At 53.5% G+C, this 20,613-nt stretch carries 18 protein-coding genes; 10 read left to right on the top strand and 8 right to left on the bottom strand.

The annotated features are described in order from the left end of the window. Positions 1–8 precede the first annotated feature (8 nt). The 6 genes from P346_RS05470 to P346_RS05495 all read right to left on the bottom strand — a co-directional run bounded on the left by P346_RS05470 (position 9) and on the right by P346_RS05495 (position 6,472). Complete coding sequence (locus P346_RS05470; RefSeq protein ID WP_006176899.1) at positions 9–335, bottom strand: cytochrome o ubiquinol oxidase subunit IV; 327 nt, start codon at positions 333–335, stop codon at positions 9–11. Further along, the gene (locus P346_RS05475) at positions 335–949 is read right to left on the bottom strand and encodes a cytochrome o ubiquinol oxidase subunit III (protein ID WP_023334703.1); all 615 of its coding nucleotides are present in this window, start codon (positions 947–949) and stop codon (positions 335–337) included. Before P346_RS05475 ends, P346_RS05470 begins: the two co-directional genes overlap by 1 nt. Beyond that, positions 939–2,930: a cytochrome o ubiquinol oxidase subunit I gene (cyoB, locus tag P346_RS05480; RefSeq protein WP_014168864.1), complete on the bottom strand. Its 1,992-nt coding sequence runs from the start codon at positions 2,928–2,930 to the stop codon at positions 939–941. Before cyoB ends, P346_RS05475 begins: the two co-directional genes overlap by 11 nt. A gap of 16 nt (positions 2,931–2,946) precedes the next feature. Continuing rightward, positions 2,947–3,894 carry a cytochrome o ubiquinol oxidase subunit II gene (gene cyoA / locus P346_RS05485; RefSeq protein WP_014882770.1) on the bottom strand — a complete coding sequence of 316 codons (948 nt, stop codon included), beginning with the start codon at positions 3,892–3,894 and terminating at the stop codon, positions 2,947–2,949. Between the two features lie 477 nt (positions 3,895–4,371). Beyond that, entirely contained in the window at positions 4,372–5,847 is a 1,476-nt protein-coding gene (gene ampG, locus P346_RS05490; RefSeq protein WP_032661526.1) for a muropeptide MFS transporter AmpG, read from the bottom strand. A 46-nt stretch (positions 5,848–5,893) separates the two neighbouring features. Then, on the bottom strand, positions 5,894–6,472 hold the full coding sequence (locus P346_RS05495; protein ID WP_023310568.1) for a lipoprotein: 579 nt from the start codon (positions 6,470–6,472) through the stop codon (positions 5,894–5,896). Between the two features lie 305 nt (positions 6,473–6,777). Between P346_RS05495 and bolA the strand changes: the two genes are divergently transcribed. From bolA to P346_RS05540, 9 genes are all read left to right on the top strand, one after another. After that, a complete protein-coding gene (bolA, locus tag P346_RS05500) occupies positions 6,778–7,095 on the top strand; it encodes a transcriptional regulator BolA (protein ID WP_021241655.1) in 318 nt (105 codons plus the stop codon). Positions 7,096–7,425: 330 nt separating this feature from the next. Continuing rightward, the gene (gene tig / locus P346_RS05505) at positions 7,426–8,724 is read left to right on the top strand and encodes a trigger factor (protein ID WP_023310569.1); all 1,299 of its coding nucleotides are present in this window, start codon (positions 7,426–7,428) and stop codon (positions 8,722–8,724) included. 260 nt (positions 8,725–8,984) lie between these two features. Then, entirely contained in the window at positions 8,985–9,608 is a 624-nt protein-coding gene (gene clpP, locus P346_RS05510; RefSeq protein WP_010428105.1) for an ATP-dependent Clp endopeptidase proteolytic subunit ClpP, read from the top strand. A gap of 126 nt (positions 9,609–9,734) precedes the next feature. Next, complete coding sequence (gene clpX / locus P346_RS05515) at positions 9,735–11,009, top strand: ATP-dependent protease ATP-binding subunit ClpX (protein WP_024906819.1); 1,275 nt, start codon at positions 9,735–9,737, stop codon at positions 11,007–11,009. A gap of 182 nt (positions 11,010–11,191) precedes the next feature. Then, positions 11,192–13,546, top strand: coding sequence for an endopeptidase La (gene lon / locus P346_RS05520; protein ID WP_023334706.1), 2,355 nt, complete (start codon positions 11,192–11,194; stop codon positions 13,544–13,546). A 210-nt stretch (positions 13,547–13,756) separates the two neighbouring features. After that, positions 13,757–14,029 carry a nucleoid-associated protein HU-beta gene (hupB, locus tag P346_RS05525; RefSeq protein WP_002444653.1) on the top strand — a complete coding sequence of 91 codons (273 nt, stop codon included), beginning with the start codon at positions 13,757–13,759 and terminating at the stop codon, positions 14,027–14,029. Between the two features lie 212 nt (positions 14,030–14,241). Next, entirely contained in the window at positions 14,242–16,113 is a 1,872-nt protein-coding gene (gene ppiD / locus P346_RS05530) for a peptidylprolyl isomerase (protein ID WP_032661524.1), read from the top strand. 148 nt (positions 16,114–16,261) lie between these two features. Next, positions 16,262–16,642 (top strand): helix-hairpin-helix domain-containing protein, encoded by a 381-nt coding sequence (locus P346_RS05535; RefSeq protein WP_032661521.1) that lies wholly within the window; start codon positions 16,262–16,264, stop codon positions 16,640–16,642. Positions 16,643–16,741: 99 nt separating this feature from the next. Then, positions 16,742–17,140, top strand: coding sequence for a YbgC/FadM family acyl-CoA thioesterase (locus P346_RS05540; protein ID WP_032646165.1), 399 nt, complete (start codon positions 16,742–16,744; stop codon positions 17,138–17,140). A gap of 61 nt (positions 17,141–17,201) precedes the next feature. On the opposite strand, the gene queC is transcribed toward P346_RS05540, so the two are convergent. Together queC and P346_RS05550 are read right to left on the bottom strand one after the other, a co-directional pair. Beyond that, positions 17,202–17,897 (bottom strand): 7-cyano-7-deazaguanine synthase QueC, encoded by a 696-nt coding sequence (queC, locus tag P346_RS05545; RefSeq protein ID WP_032646166.1) that lies wholly within the window; start codon positions 17,895–17,897, stop codon positions 17,202–17,204. 66 nt (positions 17,898–17,963) lie between these two features. Continuing rightward, a complete protein-coding gene (locus tag P346_RS05550) occupies positions 17,964–19,664 on the bottom strand; it encodes an SgrR family transcriptional regulator (protein ID WP_032661520.1) in 1,701 nt (566 codons plus the stop codon). 101 nt (positions 19,665–19,765) lie between these two features. On the opposite strand from P346_RS05550, the gene cof reads away from it, so the two are divergent. Continuing rightward, positions 19,766–20,584 (top strand): HMP-PP phosphatase, encoded by an 819-nt coding sequence (cof, locus tag P346_RS05555; protein WP_032661517.1) that lies wholly within the window; start codon positions 19,766–19,768, stop codon positions 20,582–20,584. The last annotated feature ends 29 nt before the right edge of the window (positions 20,585–20,613 follow it).

The following is a 20,613-nucleotide window of genomic DNA, read 5'->3' as shown; positions in this document are numbered from 1 at the left end:
CGCCGCTCTTAGTGAACCATCATGTTGTAGTTGAGGTTCCACATAATCCAGATGGAACCGACTACCAGGATAGCGATGATAATCACGGTAAAGATAAAGGCGGTCATATTCCAGCCTTCATCGGACTTGGTGTTCATGTGCAGGAAGCAAACCAGATGCACCAGAATCTGAATCACCGCGGTCACCAGGATTGCACCCAGAATAACCGGTTTAGACGCAGAACCGCTCATCACCATCCAGAACGGGATCACCGTCAGGATGATCGACAGGATGAAACCTGTCATGTAGGTTTTTACGCTACCGTGGGAAGCGCCATGATCGTTTGAATGACTCATTACATCGCCCCCATCAGATATACAACAGAGAACACACAGATCCACACCACGTCCAGGAAGTGCCAGAACAGGCTCAGGCACATGATACGGGTACGGTTAGTGCTGGTCAGGCCGCGACGGGATACCTGGAACATCAGTACCGCCATCCAGATCAGACCAGAGGTGACGTGCAGACCGTGGGTACCGACCAGCGCGAAGAACGCTGACAGGAAGCCACTGCGATCCGGACCGAAACCTTCCAGAATCAGGTGATGGAATTCATAGATTTCCATCCCGATAAATCCAGCACCAAACAGCCAGGTCAACGCCAGCCAGGACACAACCTGGCTCTTGTTGTTTTTGTACATGGCGATAGCCGCCATGCCGTAGGTGATGGAGCTGAATAACAGCAGTGCGGTTTCAACCAGAACGAACGGCAGTTCAAAGATGTCCTTGCCAGCCGGGCCGCCCGCCGTGCCGTTCACCAGAACGGCATAGGTCGCGAACAGACAGCAGAACAGAATGCAGTCGCTCATCAGGTAGATCCAGAAACCGAAGACTTTGGTCGGTCCTGTATCGTGGTGCGCATGCTCATGCGCGTGGGCAGTTGAGTGCGCCAGAGTATCAGTTGCCATTTTTCAGCCCCGCTTTAGAAATCTCGTCGAAATGCTGGTTTTCCAGCTTCTCAACTTCACGGACTGGTACGTAGTAGTCCACGTCCTCGTCAAAGCTCTTCACAATCCAGCTGATTACGATGCCGGCGAAGCCAACAATCGCCATCCACCAGATGTGCCAGATCATTGCGAAACCAAATACCGTTGCGAAGGCGGCAATGACGATGCCCGCACCGCTGTTTTTCGGCATGTGGATTTCTTCGTAATGAGCAGGTTGCTTGTACGCTTCACCTTTTTCTTTCATTTCCCAGAATGCGTCGCGTTCATGAACCTGCGGCACGATGGCAAAGTTATAGAAAGGAGGTGGAGAAGAGGTCGCCCACTCCAGCGTACGGCCACCCCATGGGTCACCGGTCAGGTCACGGTTCTGGTCGCGGTCGCGAATAGACACGTAGAACTGAATCAGCTGAGACGCAATACCGCAGGCAATCAGCACCGCACCGCCCGCTGCAACCATCAGCATTGGGTGGAACTGCGGATCGATCTGCTGGCTCAGACGACGGGTCATACCCATGAAGCCCAGCACGTACAGCGGCATAAATGCCACGAAGAAGCCGATGATCCAGAACCAGAACGCGCGTTTACCCCATTTTTCGTTCAGCGTGAAGCCGAACGCTTTTGGCCACCAGTAGGTTACGCCAGCGAAGCAGCCGAAGACCACGCCACCGATGATAACGTTATGGAAGTGCGCAATCAGGAACAGACTGTTGTGCAGAACGAAGTCAGCACCTGGTACCGCCAGCAGTACGCCGGTCATCCCACCTACGGAGAAGGTAACGATGAAGCCGATGGTCCACAGCATCGCTGAGTGGAACACGATACGGCCCTGGTACATGGTGAACAGCCAGTTGAAGATCTTCACCCCGGTAGGGATGGCGATAATCATGGTGGTAATACCGAAGAAGGCGTTTACGTTCGCGCCCGCACCCATGGTGAAGAAGTGGTGCAGCCAAACGATGAACGACAGAACGGTAATACACACGGTTGCCCACACCAGAGAGGTGTAACCAAACAGACGTTTACGCGAGAAGGTTGCCGCGATTTCGGAGAACACACCGAACACAGGCAGAACCAGAATGTACACTTCCGGGTGACCCCAGGCCCAAATCAGGTTGATGTACATCATCATGTTGCCACCCATATCATTCGTGAAGAAATGGGTGCCCAGGTAGCGGTCCAAGGTCAGCAGCGCGATGGTGACGGTCAGAATTGGGAAGGAGGCAATAATCAGGATGTTGGCGCACAGAGATGCCCAGGTAAATACCGGCATCTTGAACATGGTCATGCCAGGGGCACGCATCTTGATAATGGTCACGAAGAAGTTGATACCGGTCAGGGTAGTACCGACACCGGAGAGCTGAAGCGCCCAAATCCAGTAGTCGACGCCAACGCCCGGACTGTACTCAATTCCTGACAGCGGCGGGTAAGCCAGCCAGCCGGTCTGCGCGAATTCGCCCACACCCAGTGACAGGTTAACCAGAATAACGCCGACAACCGTGAACCAGAAGCTCAGGTTGTTCAGGAACGGGAACGCCACGTCGCGCGCGCCGATTTGCAGCGGAACGACAACGTTCATCAGACCGATAACCAGCGGCATCGCCACGAAGAAGATCATGATAACGCCGTGGGCGGTAAAGATCTGATCGTAGTGGTGCGGTGGCAGGAAGCCGGCTTCACCCGCAGAAGCGAGTGCCTGCTGGCTACGCATCATGATCGCATCCGCAAAGCCACGAATTAACATGACGATACCGACGATGCAGTACATGATACCGAGTTTTTTGTGGTCAACCGAAGTCAGCCACTCGTTCCACAGGTAGCTCCACTTACCGAAGTAAGTGATCAGGGCCAGTAAGGCCGCGCCACCAATGATAATTGCAGCCACCGTAACCACGATAATCGGTTCATGGTAGGGCACTGCATCCAGTGTCAATTTTCCGAACATTTTCTTCCTCGGCCCCTTAGTGAGCGGTTTCCGCGTGGCTCATGTCCATGCCTTCCATACCTTCGTGCGCGCTGTGCTCGCCTTCAGGCTGGGTCATGTCCATGCTCTTGCCGTGATCCATAAATTTGCCAATAACGTCTTTGAACAAATCGGGTTTCACATTAGAGAAGTACTCCACCTTGTTGTATTCGCTAGGTGCAGCCACTTTTTCGAACGCCGCCATGTCAGACATGGTGTTTGGAGACTGCTTCGCTTTTTCAACCCACTGGTCGAAAGCGGCACGGTCCGGCGTCGCAATAGCTTTGAACTTCATACCTGAGAAGCCCGGGCCGCTATAGCTGGCGGAGATACCATCATAGGTGCCTGCTTCATTCGCGATCAGGTGCAGGTTGGTCTGCATACCGGCCATCGCGTAAATCTGGCTACCCAGACGTGGGATGAAGAAGGAGTTCATTACGGAGTTGGAGGTCACTTTGAACTGAACCGGAGTGTTCGCCGGGAAGGCGATTTCATTCACGGTAGCAATACCCTGCTCTGGATAGATGAAGAACCATTTCCAGTCCATGGAGACCACTTCAATGGTAATAGGTTTCTCATCGTGAACCAGCGGTTTGCTTGGCTCAAGTGCGTGAGTGGTTTTCCAGGTCAGTACGGCAAGGAACAGGATGATCAGAATAGGAACCGTCCAGACCACAGCTTCCACTTTATTGGAGTGTGACCAGTTAGGGCTATACTTCGCATCTTTATTGCTCGCACGATACTTCCAGGCGAAACCAACAGCCATCAAAATGGCAGGAATAACCACAATCAACATCAGGCCAAAAGCCGTCAATATCAGTGAACGTTGTTCCAGTCCAATCTGTCCTTTGGGGTCTAGTAGTGCAGAATCGCAGCCACTGAGTAATACAGTGCCCGCGAATAATGACAACCATCCCAAACTTTTATTGTATTTCCCGAGTCTCATTTAACGACCTCAATTCCACGGAGTCTGGTGGCGTTTAAAGTGTGCGGGCATTTTACGGGAAGGTTACATTACTGTAAACATCATTAGGCCTGTGTCAGGAAGGTGTTACTGGGTTCTGCCGCACATGTCACAAGTGTTGCAAATTATGTCGGTTTTTATGACAGAAGCCGCATGGCGTGGGCTTTATAACGAAAGGACCCCCAAGCATACCTTAAAAGGGGCAATTGGTATAACCATTGTTGAAAATAAACAAAAAATTAACAATTAATTATCAATAAAAAGACATTTGAAAAACGAAAAATCAAACTCTCATATGCTGAATCGTTTAATGAAAAATAGCGTTTCGGAATGGGAGCCAATAATTTCCAAATCCTATCCCGCACAAATCAACAAATATTTTTTTTGCGCCTGGCGGCTATTTCACCGTTATAATTTCAGTTAGTGATTACAACGGGAAATAACCTTTCGCATTTTTCTTCAGGTCATCTGCGTTTTACGCAACGCCATGAAATCAAGCAGACCTCCGATCAGGATCCCGGCGATAGCCAGCAGGGCGCCTGCGTCCAGCAGAAGGGCTTCGAAAGGGAGTACCAGAGAGGTGCTGGCATTGATAATAAGCACCACCAGCCAGAGTGCGAGAGCAGCGCAGCCCACCATTAACAGACGTAACGCAAAACGGTAGGCGCGGTGATATTCGGTGCGCGGCATAAAGTGTTCTGTCCGCTGGGTATATTCCAGGGTCTGACGGCAGACCAGCAGCAATAAAATTCCCGGCACGGCAGCCACAACCGAGAAGAGATAAAATGTTGGCCAGCCGTGGGCTTCCACGAACCAGCCGGCAATCGGGCCAACGTACACCCGGCCAACGGCGGAGAGCGCCGAGAGCAGCGCGAACTGTGTAGCGGAAAACGACTTGTTGCACAGGGTCATCAACAGTGCGACAAACGCCGCTGTGCCCATACCGCCGCAAAGGTTTTCGAAGAACACCGCAGCGGCCATGCTGATCGTATGTTTGTCGGTAATCGACAGCAGCCAGTAGCCTGCGTTAGAGGCGCCCTGAAGGATGCCGAAAATCAGCAGCGCGCGAAACAGCGTCAGGCGCTGCATCAGTACGCCGCCATAAAGCGCGCCGACAATGGTCGCAAACAGCCCCAGCGTTTTATTCACCACGCCGACTTCACCGGCGTCAAAACCGACGCCCCGGATCAGGAAGGTGGTGGTCAGGCTCATGGCAAAGGCATCGCCCAGCTTATAAAGGACGATAAGCAATAGGATCAGCCAGGCGTTGTTGCGGCCAAAGAAGTCACGAAGCGGTTCGGCGACGGCCTGCTCCAGCGAGCGGGGAACCGGGATGACATCACTCGGTTCGGGCGCGAACAGCGTCACGATAATGCAGGGGATGAGCAGTGCGGCCATCAGCCAGTACATGCCCTGCCAGCCGAGGTAACGGTCGGCGAGCCACAGCGCCAGCCCGCCGGAGACCAGCATCCCGAGGCGATAGCCCAGCACGCTGATTGCCGCGCCGGCGCCGCGCTCTTCCGCAGGTAACACGTCCGTCTTCCAGGCGTCGAACACGATATCCTGAGAGGCGGAACAGAAGGCAATCACTACCGCAAGTGCCGCCATCCAGCGAAGCTGAGTGCTGGGTTCAAGAAATCCCATCGCCGCAATAGCCAGCAGCAGCAGGATCTGCGTCATCACTAGCCAGCCGCGTCGACGCCCGAGGAAAGGCGGCGTATAGCGATCCATGATCGGAGACCACAGGAACTTAAAGACATAGGCCTGGCCCACAAGCGAGAAGAAACCAATCGTTTTAAGATCGATGTTCTCAACCGTCATCCACGCCTGAAGCGTGCCGGAAGTGAGTGCGAGGGGTAAACCCGAGGCGAAGCCGAGGATCAGCAGAATCGCTGATTTCGGTTGCTGGAAAATGCGTAAGTAGTGGCTGGACATGTTCTTATAAAACTGACCCGGTGATACACCGGGTCAGAGAGCGGGATTAACGCGCGTTCTGCTTGATGAAGTCGTGAATGCTGGTGTCCTGCGCCATATCGGCGATGGTGTCGGTCAGCACGCTGTTCACGGCGTTAGCAATGTTCTGGTTAGAAGCCTGGAAGGCACCTTCAACGGAGTAGCTGGCGCGGTAGTTTTTGGTCATCTTGTTGCCATTCTTCGCGGTGGCAATGATGGCGATATCCGCTTTGGTCGCGATGTTGTAGCGCACGTTGCCCTGAGACACGTCAGCGTACAGGTTGTTCACGATAATCTGCAGATCGACCGCGCCGCTTGGGCCAATCATGTAGCCGCGGGCTGTCATCTGTTTCTCCAGCACTTCCTGGAGCAGGAAGCGCAGGTCGCGGGACGCGGTGAGGGTAACCTGCTGGTTGTCGCGGGTCACTTTTGCCAGCGCCTGGTCCTGACGCTGATCGGCACCGTTAATGCTCACGGTGACGCCCATCAGGCTTGGGTCCTGCTGAGGCAGAGTGATTTTTGGTGAGACATCAATGGTGGTAGGCGGGGTAGCACAGCCTGCCAGCATAAAAAGGGCTACCAACGGAAAGAAGAGTTTTTTTAACATTTTCGGGTTCTCAACGAATCGTAAGCATTTAAAGAGAAAAATTGCCGCCATCATAACATCGCCAACGGCGAGGGGAAGTGGTCAACGCATGTAAATTCATCGTCTTGTCCGAAAACTGACCAGTTCACCGTTTTTCCCAATCCGTGTATGACAAAACGTATGAGTCTCACAGTGAACTTCATTCGTTTGAATGAGAAAATCAGACGAAAGCTAAATATTTGTTGTCAAGGTGTAATGGAAACGGTAAAAGCGGCTAACATTTAAAGGGATGGGTGACATCCTGGCGTTGTCGGAGGAGTAATTTCATGATGATACGTGAGCATATAGAAGATAAATTAAGGGCAGCGTTCAACCCTGTGTTCCTCGAAGTCGTCGACGAAAGCTATCGTCATAACGTGCCGGCAGGTTCTGAAAGCCACTTTAAAGTGGTTCTGGTTAGCGATCGCTTCACGGGAGAACGTTTCCTGAATCGACACCGCTTGATCTACAGCACCTTGACGGAAGAGCTCTCCACGACCGTGCATGCGCTGGCACTGCATACCTACACCATTAAGGAATGGGAAGGCTTGCAGGATACGGTTTTCGCATCGCCGCCCTGTCGCGGTGCAGGCACTATCGCCTGATAAATCGGATTTGCAACGGCTGGAGCTTTTCCAGTATGTTGCTTACAGATTTCCTCAAAACGGCCTCCGGGCCGTTTTGTTTTGTCTGAGTTTTGAGCGAATGGAGCGATTTTAAGACTAAAAATAGCCTTAAAGTGTGAAAAAAGCCGCAGCAACATGCCCCAACCGTTCTCGACTCACCTAAGTGATGCCGCTATAATGCCGCGTCTTATTGAATGTCTTCGGGATGATTCTGGCGACAGGGAATGTGAATCTGCACTAAGAGAGCATCCCGGTATAACAGACAGATTCAGAGTTGACCGAGCACTGTGATTTTTTTGAGGTAACAAGATGCAAGTTTCAGTTGAAACCACTCAAGGCCTTGGCCGCCGTGTAACGATTACTATCGCTGCTGACAGCATCGAAACTGCTGTGAAAAGCGAGCTGGTCAACGTAGCAAAAAAAGTACGTATTGACGGCTTCCGCAAGGGCAAAGTACCAATGAATGTTGTTGCTCAGCGTTATGGCGCTTCCGTGCGTCAGGATGTGCTGGGTGAACTGATGAGCCGTAACTTTATTGATGCGATCATCAAAGAAAAAATCAATCCGGCCGGTGCGCCGAACTACGTTCCAGGCGAATACAAACTGGGCGAAGACTTCACCTACTCCGTAGAGTTCGAAGTGTACCCGGAAGTTGAGCTGAAAGGTCTGGAATCTATCGAAGTTGAAAAACCAGTTGTTTCCGTGACTGACGAAGACGTTGACGGCATGCTGGATACCCTGCGCAAGCAGCAGGCGAACTGGAAAGAGAAAGAAGGCGCTGTTGACGCTGAAGACCGTGTCACCATCGACTTCACCGGCTCTGTAGACGGCGAAGAGTTCGAAGGCGGCAAAGCGTCTGACTTCGTACTGGCAATGGGCCAGGGTCGTATGATCCCAGGCTTCGAAGACGGTATCAAAGGCCACAAGGCTGGCGAAGAGTTCACCATCGACGTGACCTTCCCGGAAGAATACCACGCTGAAAACCTGAAAGGGAAAGCAGCGAAGTTCGCTATCAACCTGAAGAAAGTTGAAGAGCGCGAACTACCAGAACTGACTGAAGAATTCATCAAGCGTTTCGGCGTGGAAGATGGTTCCGTAGCGGGTCTGCGTACCGAAGTGCGTAAGAACATGGAACGCGAACTGAACGGCGCGGTGCGGAACCGTGTTAAATCTCAGGCGATCGAAGGTCTGGTGAAAGCCAACGAAATCGACGTTCCAGCTGCCCTGATCGACAGCGAAATCGACGTTCTGCGCCGTCAGGCTGCACAGCGTTTCGGTGGCAACCAGCAGCAAGCTATGGAACTGCCACGCGAGCTGTTCGAAGAGCAAGCAAAACGCCGCGTTGTTGTTGGCCTGCTGCTGGGCGAAGTGATTCGTACCCACGAGCTGAAAGCTGACGAAGAGCGTGTGAAAGGCCTGATCGAAGAGATGGCTTCTGCATACGAAGATCCATCAGAAGTGATCGAGTTCTACGGTAAGAACAAAGAGCTGATGGACAACATGCGCAACGTTGCCCTGGAAGAGCAGGCTGTTGAAGCGGTACTGGCGAAAGCGAAAGTGACCGAAAAAGCGACCTCTTTCAACGAACTGATGAACCAGCAGGCGTAATTTCGCCCCAACGGTTTAAAGTTTGAACAGAAAACCCGTTGCCTTGCGGCAGCGGGTTTTTTTTATCGCAGCGATAGCCCAGGAAGAGTGCTAAAACGCCCTTTCGGTGTTAGCGTAACAACAAAAGGTTGTTATGCTTGAAATAGGGCACTGTGAACCCCATAAGTACGTAATCATGATGAATGAGACTGGCTGATAATCCGTCCGTAAGGTTACAATCAGTACAGCAGGTGTTTTCAATTTTGATCCAGGAGACGGAAATGTCATACAGTGGCGAACGAGATAACTTTGCACCCCATATGGCTCTGGTGCCAATGGTTATTGAACAGACCTCACGTGGTGAGCGTTCTTTTGATATCTATTCCCGTCTGCTCAAGGAACGCGTTATCTTTTTGACCGGCCAGGTGGAAGACCACATGGCTAACCTGATCGTGGCGCAGATGCTGTTTCTGGAAGCGGAAAACCCGGAAAAAGACATTTACCTGTACATTAACTCCCCGGGTGGCGTGATTACAGCAGGTATGTCCATTTATGACACCATGCAATTCATCAAGCCTGATGTAAGCACTATCTGTATGGGTCAGGCTGCATCGATGGGCGCATTCCTGTTAACAGCAGGGGCGAAAGGTAAGCGTTTCTGCTTGCCAAATTCCCGCGTGATGATTCACCAGCCGCTGGGCGGTTACCAGGGGCAGGCGACGGATATCGAAATCCACGCCCGTGAAATTCTGAAAGTAAAAGCGCGCATGAATGAACTTATGGCGCAGCATACGGGTCAACCACTCGAGCAGATCGAGCGCGATACCGAGCGCGATCGCTTCCTCTCTGCTCCAGAGGCAGTTGAGTACGGCTTAGTCGACTCCGTGTTGACCCATCGTAATTGATGCCCGCGACGCGAGTGTGCCGCTATACTAAGGTAGGGCGGCACGCTGCTGATTGCAGCATGCGTCTTAGAATGGCATTTGCGTCGTCATGTGCGGCACAAAGAACTTAAAAAGAGGTTTGGACTCATGACAGATAAACGCAAAGATGGTTCGGGCAAACTGCTGTACTGCTCTTTTTGCGGCAAAAGCCAGCATGAAGTGCGTAAACTGATTGCCGGGCCGTCCGTGTATATCTGCGACGAATGTGTCGATTTATGTAACGACATCATTCGCGAAGAGATTAAAGAAGTCGCACCGCACCGTGAGCGCAGCGCGCTGCCAACGCCGCATGAAATTCGTCATCACCTTGACGACTACGTCATCGGACAGGAGCAGGCCAAGAAAGTGCTGGCGGTAGCGGTCTATAACCACTACAAACGTCTGCGTAACGGCGACACCAGCAATGGCGTAGAACTGGGTAAAAGTAACATTCTGCTGATCGGCCCAACCGGTTCCGGTAAAACGCTGCTGGCTGAGACCCTGGCGCGCCTGCTTGATGTTCCGTTCACGATGGCGGATGCCACCACCCTGACCGAGGCCGGTTATGTGGGTGAGGACGTCGAAAACATCATCCAGAAACTGCTGCAGAAGTGCGATTACGACGTACAGAAAGCCCAGCGCGGGATTGTTTACATCGATGAGATCGACAAGATCTCCCGTAAATCAGACAACCCGTCCATTACCCGTGACGTATCGGGTGAAGGCGTACAGCAGGCACTGCTGAAGCTAATCGAAGGTACGGTTGCCGCCGTTCCGCCGCAGGGTGGTCGTAAACATCCGCAGCAGGAGTTCCTGCAGGTTGATACCTCCAAGATCCTGTTCATCTGTGGTGGCGCGTTTGCTGGTCTGGACAAAGTCATCTCCCACCGTGTTGAAACCGGCTCCGGCATTGGTTTTGGCGCAACGGTGAAATCGACGTCCGAAAAACCAAACGAAGGCGAACTGCTGTCTCAGGTTGAACCGGAAGATCTGATCAAATTCGGTCTGATCCCTGAATTCATTGGCCGTCTGCCGGTTGTAGCAACGCTGAATGAGCTGAGCGAAGACGCGCTGATCCAGATCCTGAAAGAGCCGAAAAATGCGCTGACCAAGCAGTATCAGGCGCTGTTCAATCTGGAAGGCGTTGATCTGGAATTCCGCGACGAAGCGCTGGATGCTATTGCCAAGAAAGCGATGATCCGTAAAACCGGTGCGCGTGGTCTGCGTTCAATTGTTGAAGCGGCACTGCTCGACACAATGTACGATCTGCCGTCGATGGAAGACGTTGAGAAAGTGGTGATTGACGAGTCCGTCATTAGCGGTCAAACCAAGCCGCTGCTGATTTACGGCAAACCGGAAGCGCAGCAGGCATCTGGCGAATAATTAACCAAATCATACAAGCAGTTAATCAAAAAGGGGGGATTTTATCTCCCCTTTACTTTTTCCGTATTCATAGCGTTGAATGTGTGGGAAACATCCCCATATACTGGATACATGTTAATGGTTATGTGAAGCACAGTGACATGACCAGCTTACCTGGCGGACACTAACTAAGAGAGAGCTCTATGAATCCTGAGCGTTCTGAACGCATTGAAATCCCCGTATTGCCGTTGCGCGATGTGGTGGTTTATCCGCACATGGTCATACCCTTATTTGTAGGGCGGGAAAAATCTATCCGTTGCCTCGAAGCCGCCATGGATCATGATAAAAAAATCATGCTGGTGGCGCAGAAAGAAGCATCAACGGATGAGCCGGGTGTAAACGATCTTTTCACCGTCGGGACCGTGGCCTCTATTTTGCAGATGCTGAAGTTGCCTGACGGCACCGTGAAGGTGCTGGTAGAAGGCCTGCAGCGTGCGCGTATTACCACTCTGTCAGATGACGGCGAGCACTTCTCTGCAAAGGCAGAGTACCTTGATTCGCCTGAGCTTGATGAGCGTGAACAGGAAGTGCTGGTTCGCACCGCGATTAGCCAGTTTGAAGGCTATATCAAGCTGAACAAGAAAATTCCACCAGAAGTGCTGACGTCGCTGAACAGCATCGACGACCCTGCGCGTCTGGCGGACACCATCGCTGCACATATGCCGCTGAAGCTGGCTGACAAACAGTCCGTGCTGGAAATGTCCGACGTTAACGAACGTCTGGAATACCTGATGGCGATGATGGAGTCTGAAATCGATCTGCTGCAGGTTGAGAAGCGTATTCGCAACCGCGTGAAAAAGCAGATGGAGAAATCTCAGCGTGAGTACTATCTGAATGAGCAAATGAAGGCCATTCAGAAAGAACTGGGCGAGATGGACGATGCGCCGGACGAAAACGAAGCGCTGAAGCGTAAGATCGACGCGGCGAAGATGCCGAAAGAGGCGAAAGAGAAAGCCGAAGCAGAACTGCAGAAGCTGAAAATGATGTCTCCAATGTCGGCTGAAGCGACCGTTGTTCGCGGCTACATTGAGTGGATGGTGCAGGTTCCCTGGAACGCCCGCAGCAAGGTCAAAAAAGACCTGCGTCAGGCGCAGGAAATCCTGGATACCGACCACTACGGCCTGGAACGCGTGAAAGACCGCATTCTTGAGTACCTCGCGGTACAAAGCCGTGTAAACAAAATCAAGGGCCCAATTCTGTGCCTGGTAGGACCGCCGGGGGTAGGTAAAACCTCTCTGGGTCAGTCCATCGCCAAAGCGACCGGACGCAAGTATATCCGTATGGCGCTGGGTGGCGTACGCGATGAAGCGGAAATCCGCGGTCACCGCCGTACCTACATCGGTTCTATGCCGGGTAAACTGATCCAGAAGATGGCGAAAGTTGGGGTTAAAAACCCGCTGTTCCTGCTCGATGAGATCGACAAGATGTCGTCTGACATGCGCGGCGACCCGGCGTCTGCACTGCTGGAAGTGCTTGATCCAGAACAGAACGTGGCGTTCAGCGATCACTACCTGGAAGTGGACTACGACCTGAGCGACGTGATGTTCGTGGCGACCTCCAACTCCATGAACATTCCGGCCCCGCTGCTGGACCGTATGGAAGTGATCCGTCTCTCCGGTTATACCGAAGATGAGAAGCTGAACATCGCTAAGCAGCACCTGCTGCCGAAACAGATTGAGCGTAACGCGCTGAAAGCCAACGAGCTGACCGTCGAGGACAGCGCGATTATCGGCATCATTCGCTACTACACCCGTGAAGCGGGCGTGCGTAGCCTTGAGCGTGAAATCTCTAAACTGTGTCGTAAAGCGGTGAAACAGCTGCTGCTGGATAAGAGCCTGAAACACATTGTGATTAACGGCGACAATCTGCATGCGTACCTGGGCGTTCAGCGCTTTGACTACGGTCGCGCGGACAACGAAAACCGCGTTGGTCAGGTGACTGGCCTCGCATGGACGGAAGTGGGTGGCGATCTGCTGACCATCGAAACCGCCTGTGTCCCTGGCAAAGGCAAGCTGACCTACACCGGCTCGCTGGGTGAAGTGATGCAGGAATCCATCCAGGCGGCGCTGACCGTGGTGCGCGCGCGCGCGGAGAAACTGGGTATCAACCCTGATTTCTACGAAAAACGCGACATCCACGTGCACGTTCCTGAAGGGGCGACGCCGAAAGATGGCCCAAGCGCGGGTATTGCCATGTGTACCGCTCTGGTTTCCTGCCTGACTGGTAACCCGGTGCGTGCCGATGTGGCAATGACCGGTGAAATCACGCTGCGTGGTCAGGTTCTGCCGATTGGTGGTTTAAAAGAAAAACTGCTGGCGGCACACCGCGGTGGGATCAAAACCGTATTGATCCCTTACGAAAATAAACGCGATCTGGAAGAGATTCCGGACAACGTGATTGCCGATCTGCAGATCCATCCTGTGAAGCGAATTGAGGAAGTTCTCAGTCTCGCATTGCAGAATGAGCCCTCCGGAATGCAGGTTGTAACCGCAAAATAGTGACCTCGCGCAAAGAGCGTCAATAAAAACAAGGCTGGTAAGTCATTTCGCACTTGCCAGCCTTTTTTTGTATAGCTAATTTAGATTGCTGATTAGGTCAGCCATCAACAACGGGTGTTGTAAGGTCATGGCAGGCCTGATATAACTGCTGCGCGGTCGCGTTGTGAAGGATTCAGGCGCGATATAAATTATAAAGAGAGGAAGAGAACAGTGAATAAATCTCAACTGATTGACAAAATTGCTGCTGGTGCTGATATTTCTAAAGCTGCAGCTGGACGTGCGTTAGATGCCTTAATTGCTTCTGTTACTGAATCTCTGCAGGCTGGGGACGACGTTGCACTGGTAGGCTTCGGTACTTTTGCTGTTAAAGAGCGTGCTGCCCGTACTGGCCGCAACCCTCAGACCGGTAAAGAGATCACCATTGCTGCTGCTAAAGTGCCGGGTTTCCGTGCAGGTAAAGCGCTGAAAGACGCAGTAAACTGATTGCTTTCCCGTTTCAGGGAAGCCGGAAAGTACAAGGGCGCATCATTTGATGTGCCTTTTTTGTTTGTCCAGACCTGATTTGTGCGAGTTTATGCGAGTTGTGGGCTGACAATCGCCCCGTTTTCTTGTCACAATACGCCTTCACGCGCGACGGGCAGGATTTTCCGTCAGCGTAAGGTAACCAGTCACCTACAGCGGAGTGTTGTTACACCATGATGGACAGCTTACGCACGGCTGCTAACAGTCTCGTGCTCAAGATTATTTTCGGTATCATTATCGTGTCGTTCATATTGACCGGCGTGAGCAGTTACCTTATTGGCGGTGGCGCAAACTACGCCGCAAAAGTGAATGGCCAGGAAATCAGCCGTGGTCAGTTCGAGAATGCTTTTGCCGGTGAACGTAACCGTATGCAGCAACAGCTGGGCGACCAATTCTCTGAACTGGCAGCGAACGAAGGGTACATGAAGACCCTGCGCCAACAGACACTGAACCGTCTTATCGACGAAGCGCTGCTTGATCAGTATGCCAAAAAACTGGGCCTTGGCATCAGTGATGAGCAGGTGAAAAAAGCCATCTTCTCCACCCAGGCCTTCCAGTCTAACGGTAAATTCGACAACGCGCGTTACAACAGTATCGTCAACCAGATGGGGATGACGGCCGATCAGTACGCCCAGGCGCTGCGTAACCAGCTGACCACCCAGCAGCTCATCAATGCCGTCGTGGGCACCGATTTCATGCTCAAAGGTGAAACGGACGAACTGGCCGCGCTGGTGGCGCAGCAGCGCGTTGTACGCGAAGCGACCATTGATGTGAACGCACTGGCGGCGAAACAGCAGGTGAGCGATGCTGACGTTAACGCTTACTACGAGCAGAACAAGAATTCCTTTGTTTCTCCAGAGCAGTTCCGCGTGAGCTACATCAAGCTGGATGCGGCCGCGCTGCAGGAAACCGCGTCTGATGCTGAAATCCAGTCTTACTACGATCAGCATCAGGATCAGTTCACTCAGCCGCAGCGTAACCGCTACAGCGTGATTCAGACGAAAACCGAGGCTGATGCTAAAGCGGCGCTGGATGAGCTGAACAAAGGCGCTGATTTCGCGACCGTTGCGAAAGCGAAATCCACCGACATTATCTCTGCGAAAAACGGCGGTGATATGGGCTGGCTGGAAGACGCGACCACCCCTGACGAGCTGAAAAATGCCGGTCTGAAAGAGAAAGGTCAGCTTTCAGGCGTCATTAAGTCTTCCGTTGGTTTCCTGGTCGTGCGTCTGGACGACATCACCGCGGCGAAAACCAAGCCGCTGGCTGACGTTCGCGATGATATCGCGGCGAAAGTGAAACAGGAAAAAGCGCTGGATGCCTACTACGCGCTGCAGCAGAAGGTAAGCGATGCTGCCAGCAACGACAACGAATCTCTGGCAGGTGCAGAGCAGGCGGCGGGCGTGAAGGCGGTTGAGACGGGCTGGTTTGGTCGTGACAACCTGCCGGAAGAGCTGAACTTCAAACCGGTTTCTGATGCCATCTTCAACGGTGGTCTGGTGGGCGAAAACGGCACGCCGGGCAGTAACTCTGACATCATTACCGTCGACGGCGATCGTGCGTTTGTGTTGCGCGTCAGCGAGCACAAGCCAGAAGCGGTCAAACCGCTGGCGGAAGTGAAGGATCAGGTTGTCGCTCAGGTTAAGCACAACAAAGCGGAACAGCAGGCGAAACTGGAAGCTGAGAAGATTCTGTCCGATCTGAAAGCGGGTAAAGAAGACGCGCTGAAAGCGGCTGGACTTAGCTTCGGTGAAGCGAAAACGCTGAGCCGTACCGGCCAGGACCCAATCAGCCAGGCCGCGTTTGGTCTGACTCTGCCTGCGAAGGACAAGCCAAGCTTCGGTACCACCACCGATACGCAGGGTAACGTCGTTCTGCTGGCGCTGGATGAAGTGAAAGCCGGCACCCTGCCAGAAGCGCAGAAGAAAGCGATGGTTCAGGGGATTACCCAGAACAATGCCCAGATTGCCTTCGAAGCCATGATGAGCAACCTGCGTAAAGAAGCCAAAATCAAGCTGGGTGATGTAATGACTCAGCAGCAGTAATTACGTGTCTGCTCGCAGATTTTCGTAACGCTCTGCAAAAACTAAAGGCCGCTTTCGCGGCCTTTTCCATTTCTGCAATCTGCTGTTTGTGCCGGTTTTAACGGGCGGCTATCGTGACATGGCTGTCAACAAACAAGGAGATAACAGCATGAAATGTGGAATCAAAGCACTGTTAATTACGCTGGCTATTGCCACCACCGGGATGAGCGCGGGCGCGCAGGCGGCGACGCCAGCTGCCAAAGCACAGGCTACGCAGAGCAAGTCCGATGCGGCAGCGCCAGTGCAAGGGCAAACCAAAGCGACAGATGCCGGTAAAAATGCGGATGATGACGGTACGCGGGTCAGTATCAATTCGGCCTCAGCGGAAGATCTCGCCCGTGCGTTGAACGGCGTGGGCCTGAAAAAAGCGCAGGCCATCGTCAGCTACCGCGAAGAGTATGGTCCTTTCAAAACGGTCGACGATCTCAAGCAGGTGCCGGGCATGGGCAGCGCGCTGGTTGAGCGCAACCTCTCACACCTGACGTTGTAATTACGCAATTTCTTGCACTGCGGCAAAATTTTGCCAGGATAAAGAGGTCATACCAGTTATGACCTCTCTTCCTACAATAACAGTAAAGGCTATTGCGCTATGCAGACAAAAATCAAAGTACGCGGTTTTCATCTCGACGTTTATCAGCATGTGAACAATGCTCGCTATCTTGAGTTTCTTGAAGAAGCGCGCTGGGACGGGCTGGAAAACAGCGAAAGCTTTCAGTGGCTGACCGCGCACAACATCGCGTTTGTGGTCGTCAATATCAACATCAACTACCGCCGTCCGGCCGTGCTGGGCGATGTGCTCACGGTCACCAGCCAGGTGCAGCAGATCAATGGCAAAAGCGGCGTATTAAGCCAGGTGGTGACGCTCGATCCAGAAGGGCAGGTGGTCGCAGATGCGTTGATCACGTTTGTCTGTATCGACCTGAAAACGCAGAAAGCGCTACCGCTGGAAGGGGAGTTGCGGGAGAAGCTGGAGTTGATGATCGTATAAGACATATTAAGGCGTACTCGTGCTGTCGACACCTGTTTTGCGACAGCACGGTCAAATAACTCTATTTAAGCCCGGTCTTTTTCTGCATTGCGGCCATCACGCCGACTTTATCGGCGAGATAGTGGTTCAGCCCGTTAGCGCGAAGATTACAGGCCGCGCACTGGCCGCAACCATCGCCTTTGATACCGTTATAGCAGGTGAGCGTTTCGCTGCGAACAAGGTCCAGCTTGCCCCAGTAGTCCGCCAGCGCCCAGGTTTCGGCTTTATCCAGCCACATGAGCGGGGTTTCAAAGCGCGTCTCTTTCGCCATCCCCAGATTAACGGCGTGGTTTAACGCTTTCACGAACTCATCGCGACAGTCCGGGTAGCCGGAGAAGTCGGTCTCGCACACGCCCGTGATCACCGCTTCGGCCTTTACCTGGTAGGCGTATATCGCCGTCAGGGTCAGGAAGAGGATATTACGGCCCGGCACAAAGGTATTTGGAATGCCGCTGGCATCGGGTTCATAGTCTGGTACAGGAATACTGTCGCGGGTGAGGCTGCTCACGGCCAGTTCATTTAACAGCGTAACGTCCAGCACCTTGTGCGCGCGTGCGCCCAGTTTCAGGGCTAGTTCACGAGCAACGTCGATTTCAGCGCGATGACGCTGACCATAATCGAAAGTGACACAGTGAACTTCATCGTACTGATGAAGGGCCTGGACCAGGCAGGTAGTAGAGTCTTGTCCTCCGCTGAACACGACGACGGCACGTTTCATAAATCATCTCGACTGTTACGGTAAAAACGTTATGTTACCGTCTGACCACGACGGCGACCAGCTTCTTCACGATTTGGGCGCGGGCAGCCAGGCTTCGGTAAAGTCAAACCAGCCGCGGGTGTTGAGGCGTATACCATTCACGCCAGGCGGAGCACTGATTTGGTATTGATAATTAAAGAGTGGCGTCAGCACCGCACTCTCCATTAGCCGGTTGAAGATGGCTTGCAGCCCCGCGTGTCTATCCCGAGCCTCGGCCTGAGTCTGTACCGCATCCAGCGTGGCCTGCAGGTGAGCGTAAGCCGGAGCGCTAAGAACGTGCGGCCAGAGGGCATCGCAGCGCAGCCACTGTTCAAGCGTATATTCCGGCGCTTCGCCAATCAGCCTGTCCCCCATCATTATGTCTGCATCGGCAAGCTCCAGGCATCCGTCCCACGTCTTGGCGTCGTGAAAGATGACGGTCAGTTCACACCCCTGTAGCGCCAGGTATGCCTTCAACTGGCTGGCCATGGTGTGAAGCTCAACAGGGAGATGGTAAACCAGCGTCAACGCTTCAGGGAGGGTTACGTCCGATAAATCAGGCCATTCGGGGATTGTCCAGTCGGGAAGCAGTTCCTGGGTTGGCGTGATGAGCCCTTCGTTTAGCGGAAGTGTGTGGAGAAGCCTGGAGAGATGAATGATATTGATAAGCCGCTTTGCCTGGATCTCACTCAGGTGCGCGCTCTGTTTTAGCGTGAGGTAACAGAACCCCAGGCTGGTGCTGCTGCTTACCAGCCGCAGACTTTCCAGCTCGTCGGCCTCGCCGATCGCGATTTGCACCGGGTGACGACAGCTGGTGCCCAGGCTGTAATCAAAAAGCTGGGGAGTGATCCAGTATTCGATGGCTTTGAGCAGCGGATGACTCAGGTGATACTGCTCATGGCTTTCCAGACGAACCAGGTCGGGCTCAAAGGCAGCCAGCCGAAACGGGCCACTGCCAACCGCAGGATGGTCGGGATGCGCCAGACGGCTACAGTAGGTTGCCAGCCTGTGCGGTAGCCAGTAGTCCGGTTGATGCAGCGTAAACGTCAGACACTGTGGATGCGTTGTTTCAATACATAAGACGCTCTGAAACAGAGTGCGCAGGGCAGGAAGCGTCAACAGCGCTGTCAGACTTCGCTGGAGTTGCGCCGTTTCTATTTTATCGCCGTTATGCCAGTGCAGGGTGGAGCGAATGTAGAAATGCCAGCGCAAACCGTCCTTCGACACTTCCCAGTGATGAGCGAGATCGCCCGCGGGTTCACTGCTGTTACCGTTAAAACGCGTCAGGCCTGAGAACACCTGTCCCGCCAGATGCTGCTCTGCCCGGCCCGGTAAAAACCCCGGCTGAAGCGGCTCCAGCGAGCGATAGTAGGGGATGCGCAGCGTCGGCGTGTCGTTTTGCCACTGCCCGCCCAAAAACGGGTGCAGCAACGATCGTAATTCTGCGGGGGCAAGCTGGGCCAGTTCCAGCGCGTTATGCTGCTGCCCGCTTTTCAGCGCCTCTTCCATCATCGCATTGCGCAGTGACTCCGGGGCGACATGGAACGTTAGCTCACCGCGCTTACCGCGGCCAGACTGCGCTCGCCAGCTGAGCCAGCCCGCCTCCTGGGCCTGGCGCAGCAGGGTTCGGACATGCCGCTCGCTGCAAAAACAGCGGGCGGCCAGCTCGCTGATGGTGACCTGCTGCGTTGCCCCCAGGGAAGGCTGCCACAGGCGGTGATACTGGTTGAGTCGATTGAGCTGGCGCATAAGAAACCCGGAACAATAATTATCATCTATTCACTATTACTTCCGTATATCTCACACGATACTGTTGCACAAGTTAACCGCATCACATTTCGGGAGTAATCATGGCTCGGCTCGCTGCATTTGATATGGACGGTACGCTGTTAATGCCGGATCACCGTTTGGGAGAAAAAACCCTGAACACGCTGAAGCGCCTGCACGAGCGAAATGTCACCCTGACGTTTGCCACAGGGCGTCATGTGCTGGAGATGCGCCATTTGCTGGGGGCGTTTTCCCTCGACGCCTTTCTGATCACCGGCAACGGGACGCGAATTCACTCCGTAGAAGGCGATGTGCTGCACCGGCAGGATCTCAACCCGGAAGTGGCGGACATCGTGCTGCACAGCACCTGGGACACGCAGGCCAGTATCCACGTCTTTAACGATCGGGGCTGGTTTACCGGAAGCGAAATCCCTGAACTGCTGCACGCGCATGTATACAGCGGTTTCAAATATCAGCTTATCGATCTGCGTCGGATCCCCGCCCATGCGGTAACTAAGATCTGCTTCTGCGGCGATCATGACGATCTGTGTCGCTTACGGATTCAGCTGAATGAGGCGCTGGGCGACCGGGCGCACCTGACTTTCTCGGCGGTGGATTGTCTGGAAGTGCTGCCGGTGGGCTGTAACAAAGGCTCCGCTCTGGCGGTGCTGAGCGACCACCTGGGCTTAACGCTGCAGGAGTGTATGGCGTTTGGTGACGCCATGAACGACCGCGAAATGCTGGGTAGCGTAGGTCGCGGTCTGATCATGGGGAATGCGATGGCGCAGCTGAAAGCAGAACTTCCCCATCTGCCGGTTATTGGCCACTGCCGCAATGAAGCAGTGTCCCATTTTTTGACGCATTGGCTGGACAACAACAATCTCCCGTATTCCCCCGAATAGTGAGACCCTTCCAGCAAGCCAGACTTCGG

Origin of the sequence: Enterobacter sp. DC1 (assembly GCF_000568075.1) — a bacterium.
Classification (GTDB): domain Bacteria; phylum Pseudomonadota; class Gammaproteobacteria; order Enterobacterales; family Enterobacteriaceae; genus Enterobacter; species Enterobacter asburiae.
Note: the sequence above shows the minus strand (reverse complement) of the source record. Positions and strands in the feature narration are given on the sequence as shown.